Source organism: Klebsiella sp. GW_Kp181, from assembly GCF_040062315.1.
Lineage (GTDB): Bacteria > Pseudomonadota > Gammaproteobacteria > Enterobacterales > Enterobacteriaceae > Klebsiella > Klebsiella oxytoca.
The window spans coordinates 38,823-55,285 of record NZ_JBEAFR010000065.1; the positions used below are offsets into that span (position 1 = coordinate 38,823).

Annotated in this window: 17 protein-coding genes; 6 read left to right on the top strand and 11 right to left on the bottom strand. The window is 54.3% G+C overall.

The window, feature by feature from the left end; all coding sequences use genetic code 11:
- Positions 1-88 precede the first annotated feature (88 nt).
- Positions 89-1,282 carry an efflux MFS transporter YdeE gene (ydeE, locus tag ABLV11_RS16810; RefSeq protein ID WP_004102357.1) on the top strand — a complete coding sequence of 398 codons (1,194 nt, stop codon included), beginning with the start codon at positions 89-91 and terminating at the stop codon, positions 1,280-1,282.
- Between the two features lie 118 nt (positions 1,283-1,400).
- Positions 1,401-1,871, top strand: a complete 471-nt coding sequence (locus ABLV11_RS16815; protein ID WP_016808778.1) for a helix-turn-helix domain-containing protein — start codon at positions 1,401-1,403, stop codon at positions 1,869-1,871.
- A 139-nt stretch (positions 1,872-2,010) separates the two neighbouring features.
- Here ABLV11_RS16815 and urtE read toward each other — a convergent pair whose 3' ends face one another.
- The 7 genes from urtE to ABLV11_RS16850 form a co-directional block, all read right to left on the bottom strand.
- On the bottom strand, positions 2,011-2,709 hold the full coding sequence (gene urtE / locus ABLV11_RS16820; RefSeq protein ID WP_004113298.1) for an urea ABC transporter ATP-binding subunit UrtE: 699 nt from the start codon (positions 2,707-2,709) through the stop codon (positions 2,011-2,013).
- Between the two features lie 9 nt (positions 2,710-2,718).
- Positions 2,719-3,516 (bottom strand): urea ABC transporter ATP-binding protein UrtD, encoded by a 798-nt coding sequence (urtD, locus tag ABLV11_RS16825; protein WP_126489170.1) that lies wholly within the window; start codon positions 3,514-3,516, stop codon positions 2,719-2,721.
- On the bottom strand, positions 3,516-4,589 hold the full coding sequence (gene urtC / locus ABLV11_RS16830) for an urea ABC transporter permease subunit UrtC (RefSeq protein ID WP_004102363.1): 1,074 nt from the start codon (positions 4,587-4,589) through the stop codon (positions 3,516-3,518). The genes urtD and urtC overlap by 1 nt, the downstream gene beginning before the upstream one ends.
- The gene (urtB, locus tag ABLV11_RS16835; protein WP_004113300.1) at positions 4,589-6,163 is read right to left on the bottom strand and encodes an urea ABC transporter permease subunit UrtB; all 1,575 of its coding nucleotides are present in this window, start codon (positions 6,161-6,163) and stop codon (positions 4,589-4,591) included. The genes urtC and urtB overlap by 1 nt, the downstream gene beginning before the upstream one ends.
- An 81-nt stretch (positions 6,164-6,244) precedes the next feature.
- Positions 6,245-7,516 carry an urea ABC transporter substrate-binding protein gene (urtA, locus tag ABLV11_RS16840; protein ID WP_004102365.1) on the bottom strand — a complete coding sequence of 424 codons (1,272 nt, stop codon included), beginning with the start codon at positions 7,514-7,516 and terminating at the stop codon, positions 6,245-6,247.
- A 175-nt stretch (positions 7,517-7,691) separates the two neighbouring features.
- Positions 7,692-8,795 carry a cobalamin-independent methionine synthase II family protein gene (locus tag ABLV11_RS16845; protein WP_004102367.1) on the bottom strand — a complete coding sequence of 368 codons (1,104 nt, stop codon included), beginning with the start codon at positions 8,793-8,795 and terminating at the stop codon, positions 7,692-7,694.
- Between the two features lie 149 nt (positions 8,796-8,944).
- Positions 8,945-9,337, bottom strand: coding sequence for a rhodanese-like domain-containing protein (locus ABLV11_RS16850; RefSeq protein WP_004102369.1), 393 nt, complete (start codon positions 9,335-9,337; stop codon positions 8,945-8,947).
- 67 nt (positions 9,338-9,404) lie between these two features.
- Between ABLV11_RS16850 and ftrA the strand changes: the two genes are divergently transcribed.
- On the top strand, positions 9,405-10,415 hold the full coding sequence (ftrA, locus tag ABLV11_RS16855; protein ID WP_265782859.1) for a transcriptional regulator FtrA: 1,011 nt from the start codon (positions 9,405-9,407) through the stop codon (positions 10,413-10,415).
- Positions 10,416-10,754: 339 nt separating this feature from the next.
- Here the strand turns inward: ftrA and ABLV11_RS16860 are convergent, their stop codons facing one another.
- Complete coding sequence (locus ABLV11_RS16860) at positions 10,755-10,880, bottom strand: hypothetical protein (protein WP_004102372.1); 126 nt, start codon at positions 10,878-10,880, stop codon at positions 10,755-10,757.
- 242 nt (positions 10,881-11,122) lie between these two features.
- On the opposite strand from ABLV11_RS16860, the gene ABLV11_RS16865 reads away from it, so the two are divergent.
- From ABLV11_RS16865 to ABLV11_RS16875, 3 genes are all read left to right on the top strand, one after another.
- On the top strand, positions 11,123-11,257 hold the full coding sequence (locus ABLV11_RS16865; protein WP_254925826.1) for a hypothetical protein: 135 nt from the start codon (positions 11,123-11,125) through the stop codon (positions 11,255-11,257).
- A gap of 192 nt (positions 11,258-11,449) precedes the next feature.
- Positions 11,450-11,545, top strand: a complete 96-nt coding sequence (mgtS, locus tag ABLV11_RS16870; RefSeq protein WP_004102377.1) for a protein MgtS — start codon at positions 11,450-11,452, stop codon at positions 11,543-11,545.
- A 608-nt stretch (positions 11,546-12,153) separates the two neighbouring features.
- Positions 12,154-12,432, top strand: coding sequence for a hypothetical protein (locus ABLV11_RS16875; RefSeq protein WP_348855487.1), 279 nt, complete (start codon positions 12,154-12,156; stop codon positions 12,430-12,432).
- A 165-nt stretch (positions 12,433-12,597) separates the two neighbouring features.
- On the opposite strand, the gene ABLV11_RS16880 is transcribed toward ABLV11_RS16875, so the two are convergent.
- The 3 genes from ABLV11_RS16880 to ABLV11_RS16890 form a co-directional block, all read right to left on the bottom strand.
- A complete protein-coding gene (locus tag ABLV11_RS16880; RefSeq protein ID WP_023321068.1) occupies positions 12,598-13,629 on the bottom strand; it encodes a methionine synthase in 1,032 nt (343 codons plus the stop codon).
- 27 nt (positions 13,630-13,656) lie between these two features.
- Positions 13,657-14,634: a DUF1852 domain-containing protein gene (locus tag ABLV11_RS16885; RefSeq protein ID WP_004113305.1), complete on the bottom strand. Its 978-nt coding sequence runs from the start codon at positions 14,632-14,634 to the stop codon at positions 13,657-13,659.
- Between the two features lie 320 nt (positions 14,635-14,954).
- Complete coding sequence (locus tag ABLV11_RS16890) at positions 14,955-16,184, bottom strand: diguanylate phosphodiesterase (protein WP_126489177.1); 1,230 nt, start codon at positions 16,182-16,184, stop codon at positions 14,955-14,957.
- Positions 16,185-16,463: the final 279 nt, after the last annotated feature.

Genomic DNA, 16,463 nt, shown 5'->3' on the forward strand with positions numbered 1-16,463 from the left:
CATCACCGATGGGAACTATACAAGCGTCGGTTAGCATGCTATTTGTGATCGGGACAACAAAAATAACATCACTTCAGGCAAGGAAAAAATGATACCGACACTCAGGCGCTCAACGGCGGCGCTGCTGGCTTCGTCGTTGCTGTTAACGATTGGCCGCGGCGCAACGTTACCTTTTATGACGATCTACCTCACCCGGCAGTACCAGCTGGAGGTGGATAAAATCGGCTATGCGCTGTCGAGCGCGCTGATCGTCGGGGTGCTGTTCAGCATGGGGTTTGGCATTCTCGCCGATAAGTTCGATAAAAAGCGCTATATGACTCTCGCCGTGCTGGCGTTTATTGGCGGTTTCATCGCTATTCCGCTGGTCAATAGCGTCGCGCTGGTAGTGTTTTTCTTCGCGCTGATTAACTGCGCCTACTCGGTATTCTCCACCGTCCTGAAAGCGTGGTTCGCCGACGTGCTGTCGCCGGAAAAGAAGGCGCAGATTTTTTCTCTTAACTACACCTTTCTTAATATTGGCTGGACCGTTGGACCGCCGATCGGCACTCTGCTGGTGATGTACAGCATTAACCTGCCGTTCTGGCTGGCAGCGGGCTGCGCCGCGCTGCCGCTGGTGTTTATTCAGCTGTTTGTCCAGCGCACCAGCGCCGCGATTGCTGAGGATAATGCGGTCCAGTGGTCGCCTTCGGTGCTGCTGCGCGATCGTGCGCTACTGTGGTTTACGCTCTCCGGCCTGCTGGCGTCATTCGTCGGCGGCTCTTTCGCTTCCTGTATTTCCCAGTATGTGCTGGTGGTAGCGGACAGCGATTTTGCTGAAAAAGTGGTTGCCGTGGTACTGCCGGTCAACGCCGCCGTCGTGGTGGCGCTGCAGTACGCGGTCGGCCGTCGCCTCACCGCGCGTAATATTCGCCCGCTGATGACCTTTGGTACGGTCTGTTTTGTACTCGGACTGGGCGGTTTTGTTATTTCCGATAATAGCCTGCTGCTGTGGGGCCTCTCTGCCGCCGTCTTTACGCTCGGTGAAGTGATCTACGCGCCGGGTGAATATATGCTGATCGATAACATTGCTCCGCCGGGCATGAAGGCCAGCTACTTTTCCGCCCAGTCGCTGGGCTGGCTGGGAGCGGCTTTTAACCCGATGCTGACCGGGACGATTCTGACCCATCTGCCGCACTGGTCGCTGTTTGCAATATTGATGCTCGCTATTATTGCCGCCTGGCTGATGATTTTCCGTGGGATGAACGTACGCCCGTGGAACGGTAGTGCGGTCGCCCGCGCCTGAGCCCAGGCGCCGTGCGGCTGTCAGGTTGCTGTCGCCCCCCTGTCGGGTTTCGATCGTGGTTGCCGGCAGCCCGCTCAACAATACTCCATCTCAGGTTTTTCACCCGGAGAGAGTCACGATGAACAGTAGCAATCAGGTTAAACAATTACGTTTACAGCGCGCCTGGTCCCAGGAGCAGCTCGCCGAGCTGGCGGGCGTGAGCGTGCGGACCATTCAGCGCATTGAGAACGGTGACCGCCCCGGTCTGGAGACCCTTAGCGCGCTTGCGGCAGTCTTTGAAGTTAACGTCGCCGAGATTAGCGGCGATTCGCCGGAAGGCCATGACGAATCGCTGGATTTACGCATTGAGGAAGCCAAAGCGCGTGTCGAACGCGAAAGCCGTTTTTACCGTTCACTGACCGTGGCGGTCGTGGTTTGCGTCCTCCTGGCGGTGCTGAACTGGCTGACCGGCGCGGACAGCTACTGGTCCGCATGGGTGGCGATCATCTGGGGGGCGTTGCTGGCGGTAAAAGGATTACGCCTGTTTGTGTTTGGCGAATGGATCAAAAACTGGCGTCAGGCGCGGCTGCAGCGGCTGCTGCGAAAGTAACCTACTGAGCGATGGTGCGCGCTTCTCCCGGGGGCGGCGCAAAGCGCCTTGCCCGGGCTACGGGCCAGCAGACGGCTGTATACCTGTAGCCCGGCTAAGCGCAGCGCGAGCCGGGGAGAGACCGCCATCCGGGAAAGGCCTATATGGTAACCATCCCGCGGACGCCTTCAGCTTCCATATCGCTGCCGCTGCCCTGTTGGATAATCGCCCCGCGCGACATCACCAGGTAGCGGTCCGCCAGCCCGGCGGCGAAATCGTAGAACTGCTCGACCAGCAGGATCGCCATATCACCGCGATTCGCCAGCTGGCGGATAACTTCGCCAATCTCCTTGATGACCGACGGCTGAATACCTTCCGTCGGTTCGTCAAGAATCAACAGCTGCGGGCGACTGGCCAGAGCGCGGCCAATGGCCAGCTGCTGCTGTTGCCCGCCGGAAAGATCGCCCCCGCGCCGCTGCTTCATGGTTTTCAGCACCGGAAACAGCTGATAAATCTCTTCCGGCACCGCGCGCGCGTCGCGGGCGGGAAAGCGGGACAGCCCCATCAGCAGATTCTCCTCGACCGTCAGGCGCGGAAAAATCTCCCGCCCCTGCGGCACGTAGGCGATTCCGGACTGCACCCGCTGGTGCGGTTTACGGTGGGTGATATTCTTCTCCTGCCACAGCACTTCGCCGCTGCGCGCCGGGATCAGCCCCATCAGGCACTTCAGCAAAGTGGTTTTCCCCACCCCGTTGCGTCCGAGCAGGCAGGTGACCTCCCCCTGACGCGCGGCAAAATCGACGCCGCGCAGAATATGGCTGCCGCCATAATATTGATGTAGTTGATTAACCTGTAACATCCGCGCTCCTTAGCGTCCGAGATAAACTTCAATCACCTGTTCGTTGGCCTGCACCTCGCGCAGCGATCCTTCCGCCAGCACCTGTCCCTGATGCAGCACCGTCACCCGGTCGGCGATGGTCTCGACAAAGCCCATGTCATGCTCAACCACCATCAGCGAATGCTGACCGGCAAGGGTGCGGAACAGCTCGGCCGTATACTCCGTTTCTGCATCGGTCATCCCGGCTGCGGGCTCGTCCAGCAGCAGCAGATGCGGCTCCTGCACCAGCAGCATGCCGATCTCAAGAAACTGCTTTTGCCCGTGCGACAGCAGCCCCGCCGGCCGATAGCGTTCGCCCTCCAGCCGCAGCAGGCGCAGGGTTTCGCTGATTCGGTCGGCCTGCTCGCTGGTCAGGCGCGCCCGCAGGCTGGCCCACACCGATTTATCACCTTTCATTGCCAGTTCGAGATTTTCTGCCACCGTCAGCGCCTCAAAGACCGTCGGTTTCTGGAACTTGCGTCCGATCCCCTGCCGGGCGATGGTGATAGGATCGAGGGTCGTTAAGTCCACCGACTGATCGTAAAGTGCCCTACCGCTCTGCGGCCGGGTTTTGCCGGTGATGACGTCCATCAGGGTGGTTTTACCGGCGCCGTTCGGCCCAATCACGCAGCGCAGTTCGCCAACGCCAATCTGCAGCGACAGGTCGGTCAGCGCCTGAAAACCGTCAAAGTTGACGTTAATCTTTTCCAGCTGCAGCACCGGATCGGTCTGCTCACGAAAACGGTCCGTCGGCAGCTGGCGGGTAAAGAGCTCTTCATCCGGTTGCATCAGCGATCTCCTTTACGCAGCAGGCCGATAACGCCACGCGGTAAAAACAACGTCACGATAATAAAAATCAGCCCCAGAAACAGCTGCCAGTACTCCGGCATCGCCATGGTAAAGTAGCTCTTCGCGCCGTTGACCAGCCCTGCGCCAAGCACCGGGCCGATTAGGGTTCCACGACCGCCCAGCGCCACCCAGATGGCCGCTTCGATAGAGTTGGTTGGCGACATTTCGCTGGGGTTGATGATCCCGACCTGCGGCACGTACAGCGCCCCTGCCAGGCCGCACAGCACGGCAGAAAGCGTCCAGACCAGCAGCTTAAATCCGCGCGGGTCGTAGCCGCAGAACATCAGGCGGTTTTCAGCATCGCGCACCGCCGTCAGCACGCGGCCAAATTTGCTTTGCGCCAGCAAATAGCCAATCCACAGGGTGAGCAACAGCAGCAGCACCGTCGCCATAAACAGCGCCGCCCGGGTACCAATGGCGGTGACGGGGAAACCGAGCAGCGTGGTAAAGCCGGTAAAGCCGTTATTACCGCCAAAGCCGGTTTCGTTGCGGAAAAAAAGCAGCATTCCGGCGTAGGTCAGCGCCTGGGTCATGATCGAAAAATAGACGCCTTTGATTTTCGAGCGAAAGGCAAACCAGCCAAACACCAGCGCCAGCAGACCGGGCACCAGCACCACCAGCAGCATCGCCCAGGCAAAATGCTGGGTGCCCCACCAGAACCACGGCAGCTCGCTCCACGATAAAAACGACATAAAGGCCGGTAGTCCGTCGCCCGCCGCCTGGCGCATCAGATACATGCCCATGGCGTAGCCGCCGAGGGCAAAAAAGATCCCATGGCCAAGCGAGAGCATCCCGGCATAGCCCCAGACTAAATCCAGCGCGACGGCGACAATAGCGTAGCAGAGGATCTTACCGGTCAGCGTCAGCAGCCAGGCGGAAACCGCCAGCGGATGCGTAGCAGGCAGCAGCGCCAGAAACGGCATACTCAGCAGGCCCAACAGCAGCAGAATGCCGATCCACCGCAGCGGGCGCGGCGCTTTGCGCGCCAGCGTTAAGGTAACAGGTTGGCTCATCAGTCAATAACCCTCCCTTTGAGGGCGAACAGTCCCTGAGGACGTTTCTGGATAAACAGGATAATCAGCACCAGTATCAGGATTTTGCCCAGCACGGCCCCCATTTGCGGCTCAAGGATTTTGTTAAAGATGCCAAGACCAAACGCCGCCGCCACGCTGCCGGCCAGTTGACCGACGCCGCCGAGCACCACCACGAGGAAGGAGTCGATAATGTAGCCCTGGCCCAGCTCTGGCCCGACGTTGCCGAGCTGCGATAGCGCAACGCCACCCAGCCCGGCAATACCGGAGCCGAGACCAAACGCCAGCATATCGACCCGACCGGTAGGGACGCCGCAGCAGGCCGCCATCGCGCGGTTCTGCGTCACCGCCCGCACGTTCATCCCCAGGCGGGTTTTGTTCAGCGTCAACCAGGTGAAGAGCAGCACCAGCAGCACAAAGGCCAGTACCGCCAGACGGTTCCACGGCAGGATAAGATTCGGCAGAACCTGCACGCCGCCGGAAAGCCACGCCGGATTGGCGACCTCGACGTTCTGCGCACCAAACAGCATCCGCACCAGCTGGATCAGCATCAAGCTGATCCCCCAGGTGGCCAGCAGCGTCTCCAGCGGGCGACCGTAGAGATGACGGATCACGGTGCGCTCCAGCGCCATGCCGATCCCGCCGGCAATCAGAAACGCCACCGGCAGCGCAATCAGCGGATAGAAGGCCAGCCACTGCGGGGCCAGCTGCGCCAGCGCCTGCTGAACCAGCCAGCAGCTGTAGGCGCCAATCATCAGCATTTCGCCGTGGGCCATGTTGATGACCCCCAGCAGTCCGTAGGTGATCGCCAGGCCGAGCGCGGCGAGCAGCAGGACAGAGCCGAGGGAGAGGCCCATAAACGCCTGTCCGAGCAGATCGCCCAGCAGCAGGCGGTGCTGGATTTTGCTCAGGCTCTCCTGCGCCGCCGCGCGGATCGCCGGGTCTGGCTCATGCCGGGCGTCGGTATAAGGCGTCAGCAGCGCCTGGGTTTCCGGGTCGCCTGAGTGACCGAGCCGTTCAATGGCCGCCAGCCTCTGCGCAGGCTGCGGACTGGTTAGCTGCAGACGAGCAAGCGCAATTTCCAGCAGCGATTTGACCGCGCCGTCGGTTTCCGCCGTCAGGCGCTGCTGTAACAGGACCGCCATTTCTGGCGTCGCTTCGCGCTGGAGGGTTTTTGCCGCAGAGGCCCTTTCCGTGACGTTGTCACTGACCAGCTGATGCGTGGCCAGCGCCCCTGCCGCGAGGTTACGCAGACGATTGGTCAGGCGTACCGGTTTTATTGTTCCTTCGGGAGCCGCAACCGCGCCCAATGCCAGTAGCTTATCACCCTGCTTGCTGAACGCATGACCGCGACTATCCGATTGTAATGTCTCGCTTTTCAGCGCCCTTAGCAGCGGTAAACGCGGCGCTGCAGGCGCGACGGCCCACTGCTCAAGCAGCAGCGCCTGTTGGCTGCGGGTGGCTGCCACGAAATCGTCGGCGTCGGCTGCCTGCGCCCGCCACGGCATCAATACCAGCAGCAGCGCAAAATAACTCATAAGGCGCAATGGGTTCATGGTGGTCCTCCTTACCCGGGAAATCGGGCCGTGCCCGAACGACAGAATCCGTCACCCCGGCTTAGCGCCGGGGTTCAACGTTTAGTTACTGGCGCTTTTTACCGGGTGATCCGGTTTTTTGTCGTTTCCGGCGATCCACGGGCTCCACGGCTGGGCGCGAACGGGTGCTTCAGTCTGCCAGACCACGTTAAACTGGCCGTTGCTTTCGATTTCACCGATCATGACCGGTTTATGCAGGTGATGGTTGGTCGCATCCATCGTCAGGGTGAAGCCCGACGGCGCTTTAAAGGTCTGACCGGCCATGGCTTCCCGAACTTTATCGACATCGGTGGTCCCCGCTTTGGTTACCGCCTGGGCCCACATATGCAGACCGACCCAGGTTGCTTCCATCGGATCGTTGGTGACCACACTATCCGCGTTCGGCAGCTTATGCGCTTTGGCCCAGGCGCGATAATCGGCGACAAACTGTTTGTTGGTAGGGTTATCCACGGATTCGAAGTAGTTCCACGCCGCGAGATTGCCCACCAGCGGTTTGGTATCAATCCCGCGCAGCTCCTCTTCACCCACCGAGAAGGCCACCACCGGAACATCGGTCGCTTTTAGCCCCTGGTTAGCCAGCTCTTTATAGAACGGAACGTTGGAATCACCGTTGATCGTGGAAACCACCGCCGTTTTACCGCCGGCGGAAAACTTCTTAATGTTGGCGACGATGGTCTGGTAATCGCTATAGCCGAACGGGGTATAGACCTCTTCGATGTCTTTATCCTGAATGCCTTTGGCGTGCAGGAACGCGCGGAGAATTTTGTTGGTGGTGCGCGGATAAACGTAGTCGGTACCCAGCAGGAAGAAGCGCTTCGCCCCGCCGCCGTCTTCGCTCAGCAGATATTCCACCGCCGGGATAGCCTGCTGATTTGGCGCTGCGCCGGTGTAGAAGACGTTCGGCGACATCTCCTCGCCTTCATACTGTACCGGGTAGAAAAGCAGGCCGTTCAGCTCTTCAAATACCGGCAGAACCGATTTGCGCGACACCGAGGTCCAGCAGCCGAACACCGCCGCGACCTTATCCTGCGTAAGCAGCTGACGCGCCTTTTCCGCAAACAGCGGCCAGTTTGAGGCCGGGTCAACGACCACCGGCTCCAGCTTTTTACCCAGCACGCCCCCTTTGGCGTTAATGTCGTCGATCGCCATCAGGGCGACCTCTTTAAGCGGGGTTTCGGAAATCGCCATCGTCCCGGAGAGCGAATGCATAATCCCGACTTTGATGGTGTCGGCGGCGTATACCTGCAAGGAGAAGCCCATGCTGATAACAGAGGCGGAGAGAGCAAAAGCTTTTAATAGTGTTCGACGCTGCATGTGTGTCACTCCTGAATAGCGCAAAGACAAAAATGAATTAACGACTAACCGGAAGTGATAAGGCAAAAACAATGCCAGCTTTTGCAGGGGCGTGAAAGCGTGATGGACCAGACGGGAAAAGCGAAGCGACGGGCAGCGTTGCCTTAAAATAGTGCAACGCTGCGCTATAAAAGCGTTACCAGACCTGAGCGGCGATACCGGTGACCAGACGGACCTTGTCCCACTGCTGGGCTTCCGTCAGCGAGTTCCCCTCTTCGGTTGAGGCAAAACCGCACTGCGGGCTAAGGCAAATTTGCTCCAGCGGGACGTACTGCGCCGCCTCCCGCAAACGCGCCTTCACGCCTTCCGGGTTTTCCAGCTCGCCATTTTTAGTGGTGATCAGGCCCAGCACCACCTGCTGATGGCCAGGGCGGATAAAGCGCAGCGGCGCGAAGTCGCCGGAACGGTCGTTATCGTACTCCAGGAAGAAGGCATCGATGTTCACTCCACCGAACAGCACTTCGGCAACCGGCTCGTACCCGCCCTCGGATATCCAGGTTGAACGGAAGTTACCGCGGCATACGTGCAGACCAACGATCAGATCCTGCGGTTTTCCCTCGAGGGCCTGATTCAGCACGCGGGCATAGATGCGCGCCAGCTCATCGGGATCTTCGCCGCGATCGCGTACCTGCTGGCGCTGTTCATCGGAGCACAGATAGGCCCAGACGGTGTCATCAAGCTGTAAATAGCGGCAGCCCGCATCGTAGAAGGCGCGGATGGCATCGCGCCAGGTGGTCGCCAGATCGTCGAAATAGTCAGCGAGGTCCGGATAAACCGTCGCGTCAATATCTTTGCGCCCGCCGCGGAAGTGCAAAACGCTTGGGCTGGGGATGGTCATTTTCGGCTGCGCGCTGCCGCTGATGCTCTTCAGATAGCGAAAATCCTCCAGCATCGGGTGATCGCCAAAGGCCAGTTTACCGGTGACGCGTACCCCGTGCGCTTTGGTTTGTACCCCGTTGAACTGGATACCCTTTTCGGAATCGTAGCGTTCGACGCCCTGCAAACCGTCAAAGAAATCAAAGTGCCACCACGCGCGGCGGAACTCACCGTCGGTCACCACGTGCAGCCCACACTCGCACTGCTGCTGCACCAGATGACGAATAGCTTCATTTTCTATCTGCCGTAGCTGCTGCGCGTCAATAGCGCCTGCAGCCAGCTGTTGGCGAGCCTGTTTGATGGCGTCCGGACGTAAAAAACTGCCGACGATATCTGCGCGGAACGGGGCCTGATGACGTTGCATGGTGTCTCCTTAGCGGCGGGCAAGGTTAATTGCCCGCCGTGATAGTTCATTATTTGAATATTTAGACTTCTGGATGTCTATATGTCCAGATACTGTCATGCAGACGATTCATCGGCAAACGAGAATAATTCATGGCACATGAAATAAATTCATTTTGCGAAAGGTAGCCCTTCATCTTCCCAGCCTGTCAGGCCGCCGAGCATCATTTTTACCGGACGTCCCAGCAGCGCCAGCTTCATGGCGGCAACATCTGCTCCGTTGCAATGCGGCCCGGCGCAGTAAACCACAAACAGCGTATCCTCAGGCCACTGCGCCATTCGGGTTGCATCAATTTGTCGGTGCGGTAAATGCAGGGCCCCCGGCAGATGACGACGGGCAAAGGTTTCCTCACTGCCGACGACATGTAGCAGAACAAAATCCACGTCTTCTTCGCGCATCGCGCTGTAGACATCGGCGCAGTCAGTTTCGAGGCTTAGCTTATGACGAAACCAGGCGGCGGCATCGGTAGAGCTGGCGGGGGTAATCGCGGTTACAACACTCATGGCATCTTCTCCTTGTCTGTGGTACCACTACTTTAATTAACCGCCTGCACGACATCTGCCGATAACCATGACTGAAAACGCTGAAATCATGACAACCCCATCCGTGACGTTGTCACGCCACCGGGTGGTTGCCCTCGCCTACGATGGCCTGTGTACCTTTGAATTTGGCGTCGCGGTAGAGATCTTCGGCCTGCCGCGTCCGGAAATGGGCGAGCGCTGGTATCGTTTCGCCGTGGCCGCGGTGGATGAAGGCGAGCTGCGGGCAACCGGCGGGATACGTCTGATGACCGACGGCGGCATGTCGTTGTTAAGCGAAGCGGACACGATCGTAGTGCCCGGCTGGCGCAGTATCGATTCCCCTGTGCCGCCTGACCTGTGCCAGGCATTGGTTGCCGCCTATGCGCGGGGCTGCCGGATAATTTCGATCTGCTCCGGGGTGTTCGTTCTGGCCGCTGCCGGGTTGCTTAACGGCCGCCAGGCGACCACCCACTGGCGCTACACCGATCAGCTGCGGGCGCGTTTTCCGCTGATTGAAGTCATTGATGACGTGCTGTACGTCGGCGCTGAGGGCGTGATGACCTCCGCAGGCAGCGCCGCAGGAATCGATTTATGTCTGCATCTGGTGCGCGAGGACTTCGGTATTGATGCGGCGAATATTGTCGCGCGGCGTTTAGTGGTGTCCCCCCATCGCGACGGCGGACAGGCGCAGCAGATTGTTCGGCCGGTAGCCAAAGCGCGAGAAAGCCAGCGACTCGGACTATTATTCGATTTTCTGCACCAGAATCTCGCCGCCAACCATACCGTGGCATCGCTGGCGGAAAGAGCCGGTATGGGCTCACGGACCTTTTTACGCCGTTTTGAAGACGCTACCGGTAAAACCCCTGCCCGCTGGCTGCTTGATGAGCGACTGCTGCGCGCGACCCAGCATTTAACCCACAGCCGCCTGAGCGTTGAGCAGATTGCCGAGCTTTGCGGTTTCGCGAATACCAGCACCCTGCGCCATCACTTCCGCCAGCAGTATGCGCTTAGCCCGTTGCAGTATCGAAAAAAGATGCAGAGTGAAACAAACCGAGCGTAATTTATCAGCGATATTGTCGCTCGGAGGAATGTGGTAAATGATTGTTTTGCGGGCTCTGTTACTTCACGTGTCATCTTAGATACGCGCATATCGCTAGTGCGAGACACTGAGCCGTCAATTCATATTCTATGGCCAGTGAACGATAAGCCTGGCCGGAAAAATCGTGCCGGCATATTGATACCGGCCGAAAGCGACTACGCGGTTATTCATTCAAAGGCAAAGTGAAAACCACCGCAATTGTCGTCGTCTTTTATCGATATAAATCAGTCTGCGGAGATGAGCTTTAAAGAAATAAACCGCCCGAAATAAAAGGCGGTTTTTTGAATATCCAGACAGCCGTTATTTAATGACATCCGGGTCTTCAGGGACTACCGGATCGTTTACGTCCGGACTTTCAGGTAAATCTTCGTCAGGTAAAGGGTCAGTACCCGGTAGCGGTTCAGTAATATCTGGGCGTTCTACCATAATGCCTCCTAAACAACGTGTGAAAGGGCTATTTGCTTTTGTTCGGTTTCTGGCTGCCTTTATCATCTTCAGGCATTTTTTTCGGCTGTTTTGGCTGGTCTTTTTCTGAATTTACAGTTGAAGATTTCATAGGAAACTCCATTAGCATATGTAGCGTTGTGCTACTCGTTAACTATAGTGCAGAATGAATTATAGCTAAGGAGTTATTGAGTAAATCGCTATTCAATGAGGTAATTTTTAATATGAGTATTGATATCGTTAAAGATTATTTAAAAAGTATTTTTTTACCGCTTGTGCTTGTTAATTACCAATTTCCTGCTGCTCTGTGTGGTTTCGCCAATGGCTGTATCCTGCGCCATCAATTCCGCCAGCAGTAGATGCTTAGCCCGTTGCAGCATCAAAAGAGTATACAGCCTGACCGATAGGCGGCTTTTTGGTCTGTGAAATAGTCACTTTGGGCAATTTGTTAAGCATTTTTTTTAGATTGCGCAAGTTAAGATATGTTCAACAACCGTAAACCTGTTCAATGAGGACAATTTAGCGCATAGCAAAACTAATGGAGGTTAATCATGCTGGGAAATATGCATGTATTTATGGCAGTTCTGGGAACCATTCTGTTCTTTGGATTTCTTGCCGCGTATCTAAGCCACAAATGGGATGACTGATGAACGACGATAATCCCCACCCGTAAACGCCCCCTGCTGCTGATGCACCAGGGGGCGTTTTTGTTAGCGTGATTTTTCTTGGTAAAGCTATTTAACCTCTGGCCCGTGCCATTCAAGTTTATTTCTCATTTCCTCCGGAACCAAAGAGAACAGAGAAGAAATTCTCTTTAATTGATGCTCGTATAAGAAACTTTTCTTTTCACTACAGTCCTCATAGTACCAGCGAGCATTTTTATTTAAAAAGCAAATATCTAAATCATTAAAATCATCATACTTCAACAGTAAGTAAAACTCATGTATAAGCTGAGATTCATAATATACAGACCTATCCCTTGCTTTAAAAAAAAGCACCATGAGTGGACACGCTTCTTATTTGCAACAAACTCCCTTGAAGGATATCTAAGTCTATATCTTTTTTTCCCATAACATGATAGCGGGGGCTACAACCTTACCAACGCCCCAACCTGCGGCCCACATTGCAGCATCAGCCAGAGCCTCCCTACCCCATAACTTTAATCCGCAGGTATCAGATTCAAATATCGCTGACCGCAGACAGGCTCGTGATGAGCCATGTTATACTTGTTGATTACTGGCAAGGAGGGAGAAATATGCGTATCAATACCAAAATGAGGCTGGCAGCACTGTTATACCTTATGACGGCCTACGCTGTTGCCCTGCCGGCACTGGTGCTGTTCACGGACCTGGTGATAAACGGCGGGATTATTGATATGTGGCAAGGCTCGTATTCATTTTTGAACCTTCTTGATCTGCGTAAAATTCTTTATCTGCAGTTTGCCGGGCTGGGCGCTATCCTGGGTTTTGTCTACTGGCTATTTTTCTTTAGAAAATACCGCCATTACGATCCGCTGGATAAATATTTTAAGTAACGCATGGCCGCTATTCCATGCTCTGCACATCGGCCAGTCAACAGCGGCAATGCTTTCCTGCTATTTTCCGGCTTGATAGCGGCCTGGTAATAAATGGTTAATTCAAGATCATGCGCGTCAGCGATTAACGCGCAGATTATACCGCCGCGCGCATAGATCCGGGTGCTATTTACCCTGAAGTTCCCTGCGGATAATTTCCGCCCCGGCGCTTAACGCATTGAGCTTGCCGGTTGCGACCCGCCGCGATAGCGGCGCCATACCGCAGTTGGTTGAAGGATAAAGCTTATCGGCATCAACAAACTGCAGCGCCTTACGTAAGGTTGCGGCGACCTCCTCCGGCGTTTCGATCGCATTGGTCGCCACGTCGATAGCGCCCACCATCACTTTTTTACCGCGAATCAGTTCAAGCAGATCCATGGGAACATGCGAGTTATGACATTCCAACGAAATGATATCGATGCTGGAGGTTTGCAGTTGAGGAAACGCTTCTTCATACTGTCTCCACTCCGTCCCCAGCGTCTTTTTCCAGTCGGTATTGGCTTTGATGCCATATCCATAGCAGATATGCACCGCAGTTTCGCAGTTAAGCCCTTCAACGGCTCTTTCTAATGCCGAGATCCCCCAGTCATTGACCTCGTCAAAGAATACGTTAAAGGCGGGCTCGTCAAACTGAATAATATCAACGCCGGCGGCTTCCAACTCTTTGGCTTCCTGATTGAGTATTTTCGCAAATTCCCAGGCGAGTTTTTCGCGGCTCTTATAGTGATCGTCATAGAGCGTATCAATCATAGTCATCGGCCCGGGGAGCGCCCATTTGATCGGCTGTTTGGTAAGCTGACGTAAAAAACGCGCATCTTCAACAAAAACGGGCTTTTGCCGCTCGACGGCCCCCACGACGGTCGGGACGCTTGCATCATAGCGATTACGGATTTTGACGACTTCGCGCTTTGCGAAATCCACGCCGCTGAGGTGCTCAATAAACGTGGTGACAAAGTGCTGGCGCGTTTGCTCGCCATCGCTGACGATATCAATGCCGGCGCGTAGCTGATCGAATAAGGACAAACTCAGCGCATCTTTTTTCCCGTCGATTAATTCCTGGCTTTCGAGTTTCCATGCAGACCATAGTTTCTCAGGCTCTGCAAGCCAGGAAGGTTTCGGTAAACTGCCGGCCGTTGAAGTAGGAAGTAATTTTTTCATTATAAATAGCCTTATATCTGCGATGGATTAAAGAGCGGAATAAGCAGACCACTGCTCAAGAATATTTTTATACGGTTTGATAAAGTGCTCTTCAGTAAACTTCCCCTGCTCTATAGCCAGCTGGCTACGCTCTTCCCGGTCATAAACTATTTTGGTTAACGAATGATCCTGATGATTCAGATCGGGCTGATAGCACAGGCCTGCTGCGGAGTTAGCGTTGTAGATCTCAGGCCGGTATATCTTCTGGAACGTCTCCATCGTGCTGATGGTACTCATCAGCTCAAGGCTGCTGTAATCGCTCAGTAAATCTCCGGTAAAATAAAATGCCAAAGGCGCTACGCTGTTTTTCGGCATAAAATAGCGGACCTGCAGGCCCATTTTTGCAAAATACTGCTCGGTCAAAGACGAGGCGTTAGGCCGATACTCAAGGCCTAATACCGGATGGCGGTTTCCGGTCTGCTGATAGGTGTCTTTACTGGACACGCTGAGGCAGATCACCGGCGGCTTTTTGAAATTGGCTTTATATTCGGCGGAATGAACGAAATGCTTAAAGATCTTCCCGTGCAAGTTGCCAAAATCATCTGGGATGCTAAAGCCAGAACGTTGTTTATTATGGTCCGGTAGCAATACGCTGAAGTCATAGTCGCGAACATACGAGGAGAAATTATTGCCAACGATGCCTTCAATACGCTCACCCGTTCTTTTATCAATAATTGTGGTTTGCAATATCTCAATCGCCGGAAAGGTGGTTCCAGTCTCTTCAATAACCATTTCCACGGAAATAATATTCAACGCAACAGAGTAGCGATCGCTTTTGGGATTATCCCAGTGCGCCAGCGTATTGAACCGATTGTCTATCATGATTAAGGTGTTGCGCAAATTCTCCTGCCGATTTTTGCCGCGAGCCAGATTAGCAAAGTTGGTCGTAATACGCGTACTTTCCGAGGGGTTATAGTTTTCATCAAACAGTGTGCTTTTAATGGTAAACGTAAAATCTTTATTCATGGCGATCTGGCATCCTGGTTTTGCAATGAAAAGTGATTATCGGACGAATTCCCGGCGTTAACGGATTTGCTCGCCAGCACTCTTCATGTTGCCAATAAGTTAATATTAGCTAATTTATGCCAGAGCCCCGCAAGGAGGGAAAGCGACTTAATTTCATTGCAACATGAGCCATTTTCATGATCTGGCTCACAGCCTGGTTCAGCATCGCTGTAGGCGGGGATTGAGAGGATTCGCGGCGGGCGCAGGCGCTCAGATGGCCGCTACCGGGCCGCATAAATCGAAGCGCGGCGATCGGAAGGCCGCGCGAAGATAACACGTTTTTACGCCTGTACGAGGCTATCCGCTGTGTTCACCGGCCAGCGTATCTCTCCTACGCCGTTCAGTTCGGGCAGGGCAAACAAGAACCCCTGAAAACGCTTGATACCCGCGGATTCAAGCCAGCACCACTCTTCGATACGTTCAATCCCTTCCGCCACCACCGCAATTTCCAGCTCATGACAGCAGCTGATGATAGAACGGACGACGGCCTGCTTAGGGCCGCTCAGGTGGATATTGGTAATAATCTCACGATCGATTTTGACTTTGTCAGGCTGGATTTTGGTTAACAACGACAGTCCGGCATAACCGGCACCAAAATCATCAATAGCCAGCCCCATTCCGGAGACGCGCAGTTTTTTAATCGCACTACTAAACTGGCTGAAACCGGAGATCATTTCGTCTTCAGTCACTTCTACGATAACCTGTTCAGGCATCAACCCATACTTTTTAATTTCCTGCAGCAGGAATTCCACGGCATCGGGAACCACCACCAAAGACATCGGCAGAATATTAATGGATATTTTATGATCGCCGATGTCTATTTCTTTTGCCAGCGCGAAAGCCACCGATTTAGAGTTGAGGTCAATTTCATAACGTTTATTATGGTCGATTGAAGCAAAAAAGCTCGCCGGACTCCCACCATCTTTATTACGAATAAGCGCTTCCAGTGAAGTGATATGACCGGCCAGGGGCTCAATAATGGGCTGAAATGCAAACTGGCAGCATTGATTATCAACTGGGGAGCGTTCAGGTGTATGAAAAGGCGATCTTTGTGGGCTAACTGACCATTTTTCAGGCTGGAAATACTGGGAAACCGGGAGAGCTCTTTTTTGCGTTATAAACGTATGAATAAATTTATAAACGCGCTCTTCCGTCAGAAGATAGCTCTTCAACTTGCTTAGCTGGCGAACGGTTTTCAGCACGGCATCGGCTTCTAGCGTATCCAGATCAAAGTACATCATACCGACGTTTTCGAAGCGCCTGCGCGGGGCGTAATCTCGCATCAGCTCGACGACACCAAAGTGTCGGCTGTCGTGTTTAATCTTGCTGAAGAGCTGCTCCAGAATACTTTCGTCACCTTCAAGCACTTGAAGGATAACATTATCTTTAAAAAGAAGAATGCCTGAAACGCCATGAGACATGTTATTAACATTCGCTTTTTCAACCAGCAAAGAGAGATTAATTTCATGAGTTAAAGGTATCTGACTTCTGTAAATCAGGGTTGTCAGCATAATCCCATCCAGATTTTTGCCAGGAGAAAAGAGACTGTGTAACACACTTTCACTTTTAAACACAGCTTATTTATAATATTTTGCATCCATCCACAAATCCAACTGGAGACTTATCCTTAATGTAAAAAATACACGCCCCCACCGCTAATAAAAACCTCTTAAAGCCAAAAATAAATTTACAATATCCGATGAGGCCCCTGGTAGATTCAGAAATATAAAAAATGCATCCAGACTATTTATTTTCTGTTTATCAGGCCGCACCGGCAATGGCATGAAAAA

What these genes read in the sequence shown, in the direction of transcription:
- ydeE (WP_004102357.1), top strand. Translation starts at nt 89, where the DNA reads ATGATACCGACACTCAGGCGCTCAACGGCGGCGCTGCTGGCTTCGTCG.
- ABLV11_RS16815 (WP_016808778.1), top strand. Translation starts at nt 1,401, where the DNA reads ATGAACAGTAGCAATCAGGTTAAACAATTACGTTTACAGCGCGCCTGG.
- urtE (WP_004113298.1), bottom strand. Translation starts at nt 2,709, where the DNA reads ATGTTACAGGTTAATCAACTACATCAATATTATGGCGGCAGCCATATT.
- urtD (WP_126489170.1), bottom strand. Translation starts at nt 3,516, where the DNA reads ATGCAACCGGATGAAGAGCTCTTTACCCGCCAGCTGCCGACGGACCGT.
- urtC (WP_004102363.1), bottom strand. Translation starts at nt 4,589, where the DNA reads ATGAGCCAACCTGTTACCTTAACGCTGGCGCGCAAAGCGCCGCGCCCG.
- urtB (WP_004113300.1), bottom strand. Translation starts at nt 6,163, where the DNA reads ATGAACCCATTGCGCCTTATGAGTTATTTTGCGCTGCTGCTGGTATTG.
- urtA (WP_004102365.1), bottom strand. Translation starts at nt 7,516, where the DNA reads ATGCAGCGTCGAACACTATTAAAAGCTTTTGCTCTCTCCGCCTCTGTT.
- ABLV11_RS16845 (WP_004102367.1), bottom strand. Translation starts at nt 8,795, where the DNA reads ATGCAACGTCATCAGGCCCCGTTCCGCGCAGATATCGTCGGCAGTTTT.
- ABLV11_RS16850 (WP_004102369.1), bottom strand. Translation starts at nt 9,337, where the DNA reads ATGAGTGTTGTAACCGCGATTACCCCCGCCAGCTCTACCGATGCCGCC.
- ftrA (WP_265782859.1), top strand. Translation starts at nt 9,405, where the DNA reads ATGACTGAAAACGCTGAAATCATGACAACCCCATCCGTGACGTTGTCA.
- ABLV11_RS16860 (WP_004102372.1), bottom strand. Translation starts at nt 10,880, where the DNA reads ATGGTAGAACGCCCAGATATTACTGAACCGCTACCGGGTACTGACCCT.
- ABLV11_RS16865 (WP_254925826.1), top strand. Translation starts at nt 11,123, where the DNA reads ATGAGTATTGATATCGTTAAAGATTATTTAAAAAGTATTTTTTTACCG.
- mgtS (WP_004102377.1), top strand. Translation starts at nt 11,450, where the DNA reads ATGCTGGGAAATATGCATGTATTTATGGCAGTTCTGGGAACCATTCTG.
- ABLV11_RS16875 (WP_348855487.1), top strand. Translation starts at nt 12,154, where the DNA reads ATGCGTATCAATACCAAAATGAGGCTGGCAGCACTGTTATACCTTATG.
- ABLV11_RS16880 (WP_023321068.1), bottom strand. Translation starts at nt 13,629, where the DNA reads ATGAAAAAATTACTTCCTACTTCAACGGCCGGCAGTTTACCGAAACCT.
- ABLV11_RS16885 (WP_004113305.1), bottom strand. Translation starts at nt 14,634, where the DNA reads ATGAATAAAGATTTTACGTTTACCATTAAAAGCACACTGTTTGATGAA.
- ABLV11_RS16890 (WP_126489177.1), bottom strand. Translation starts at nt 16,184, where the DNA reads ATGCTGACAACCCTGATTTACAGAAGTCAGATACCTTTAACTCATGAA.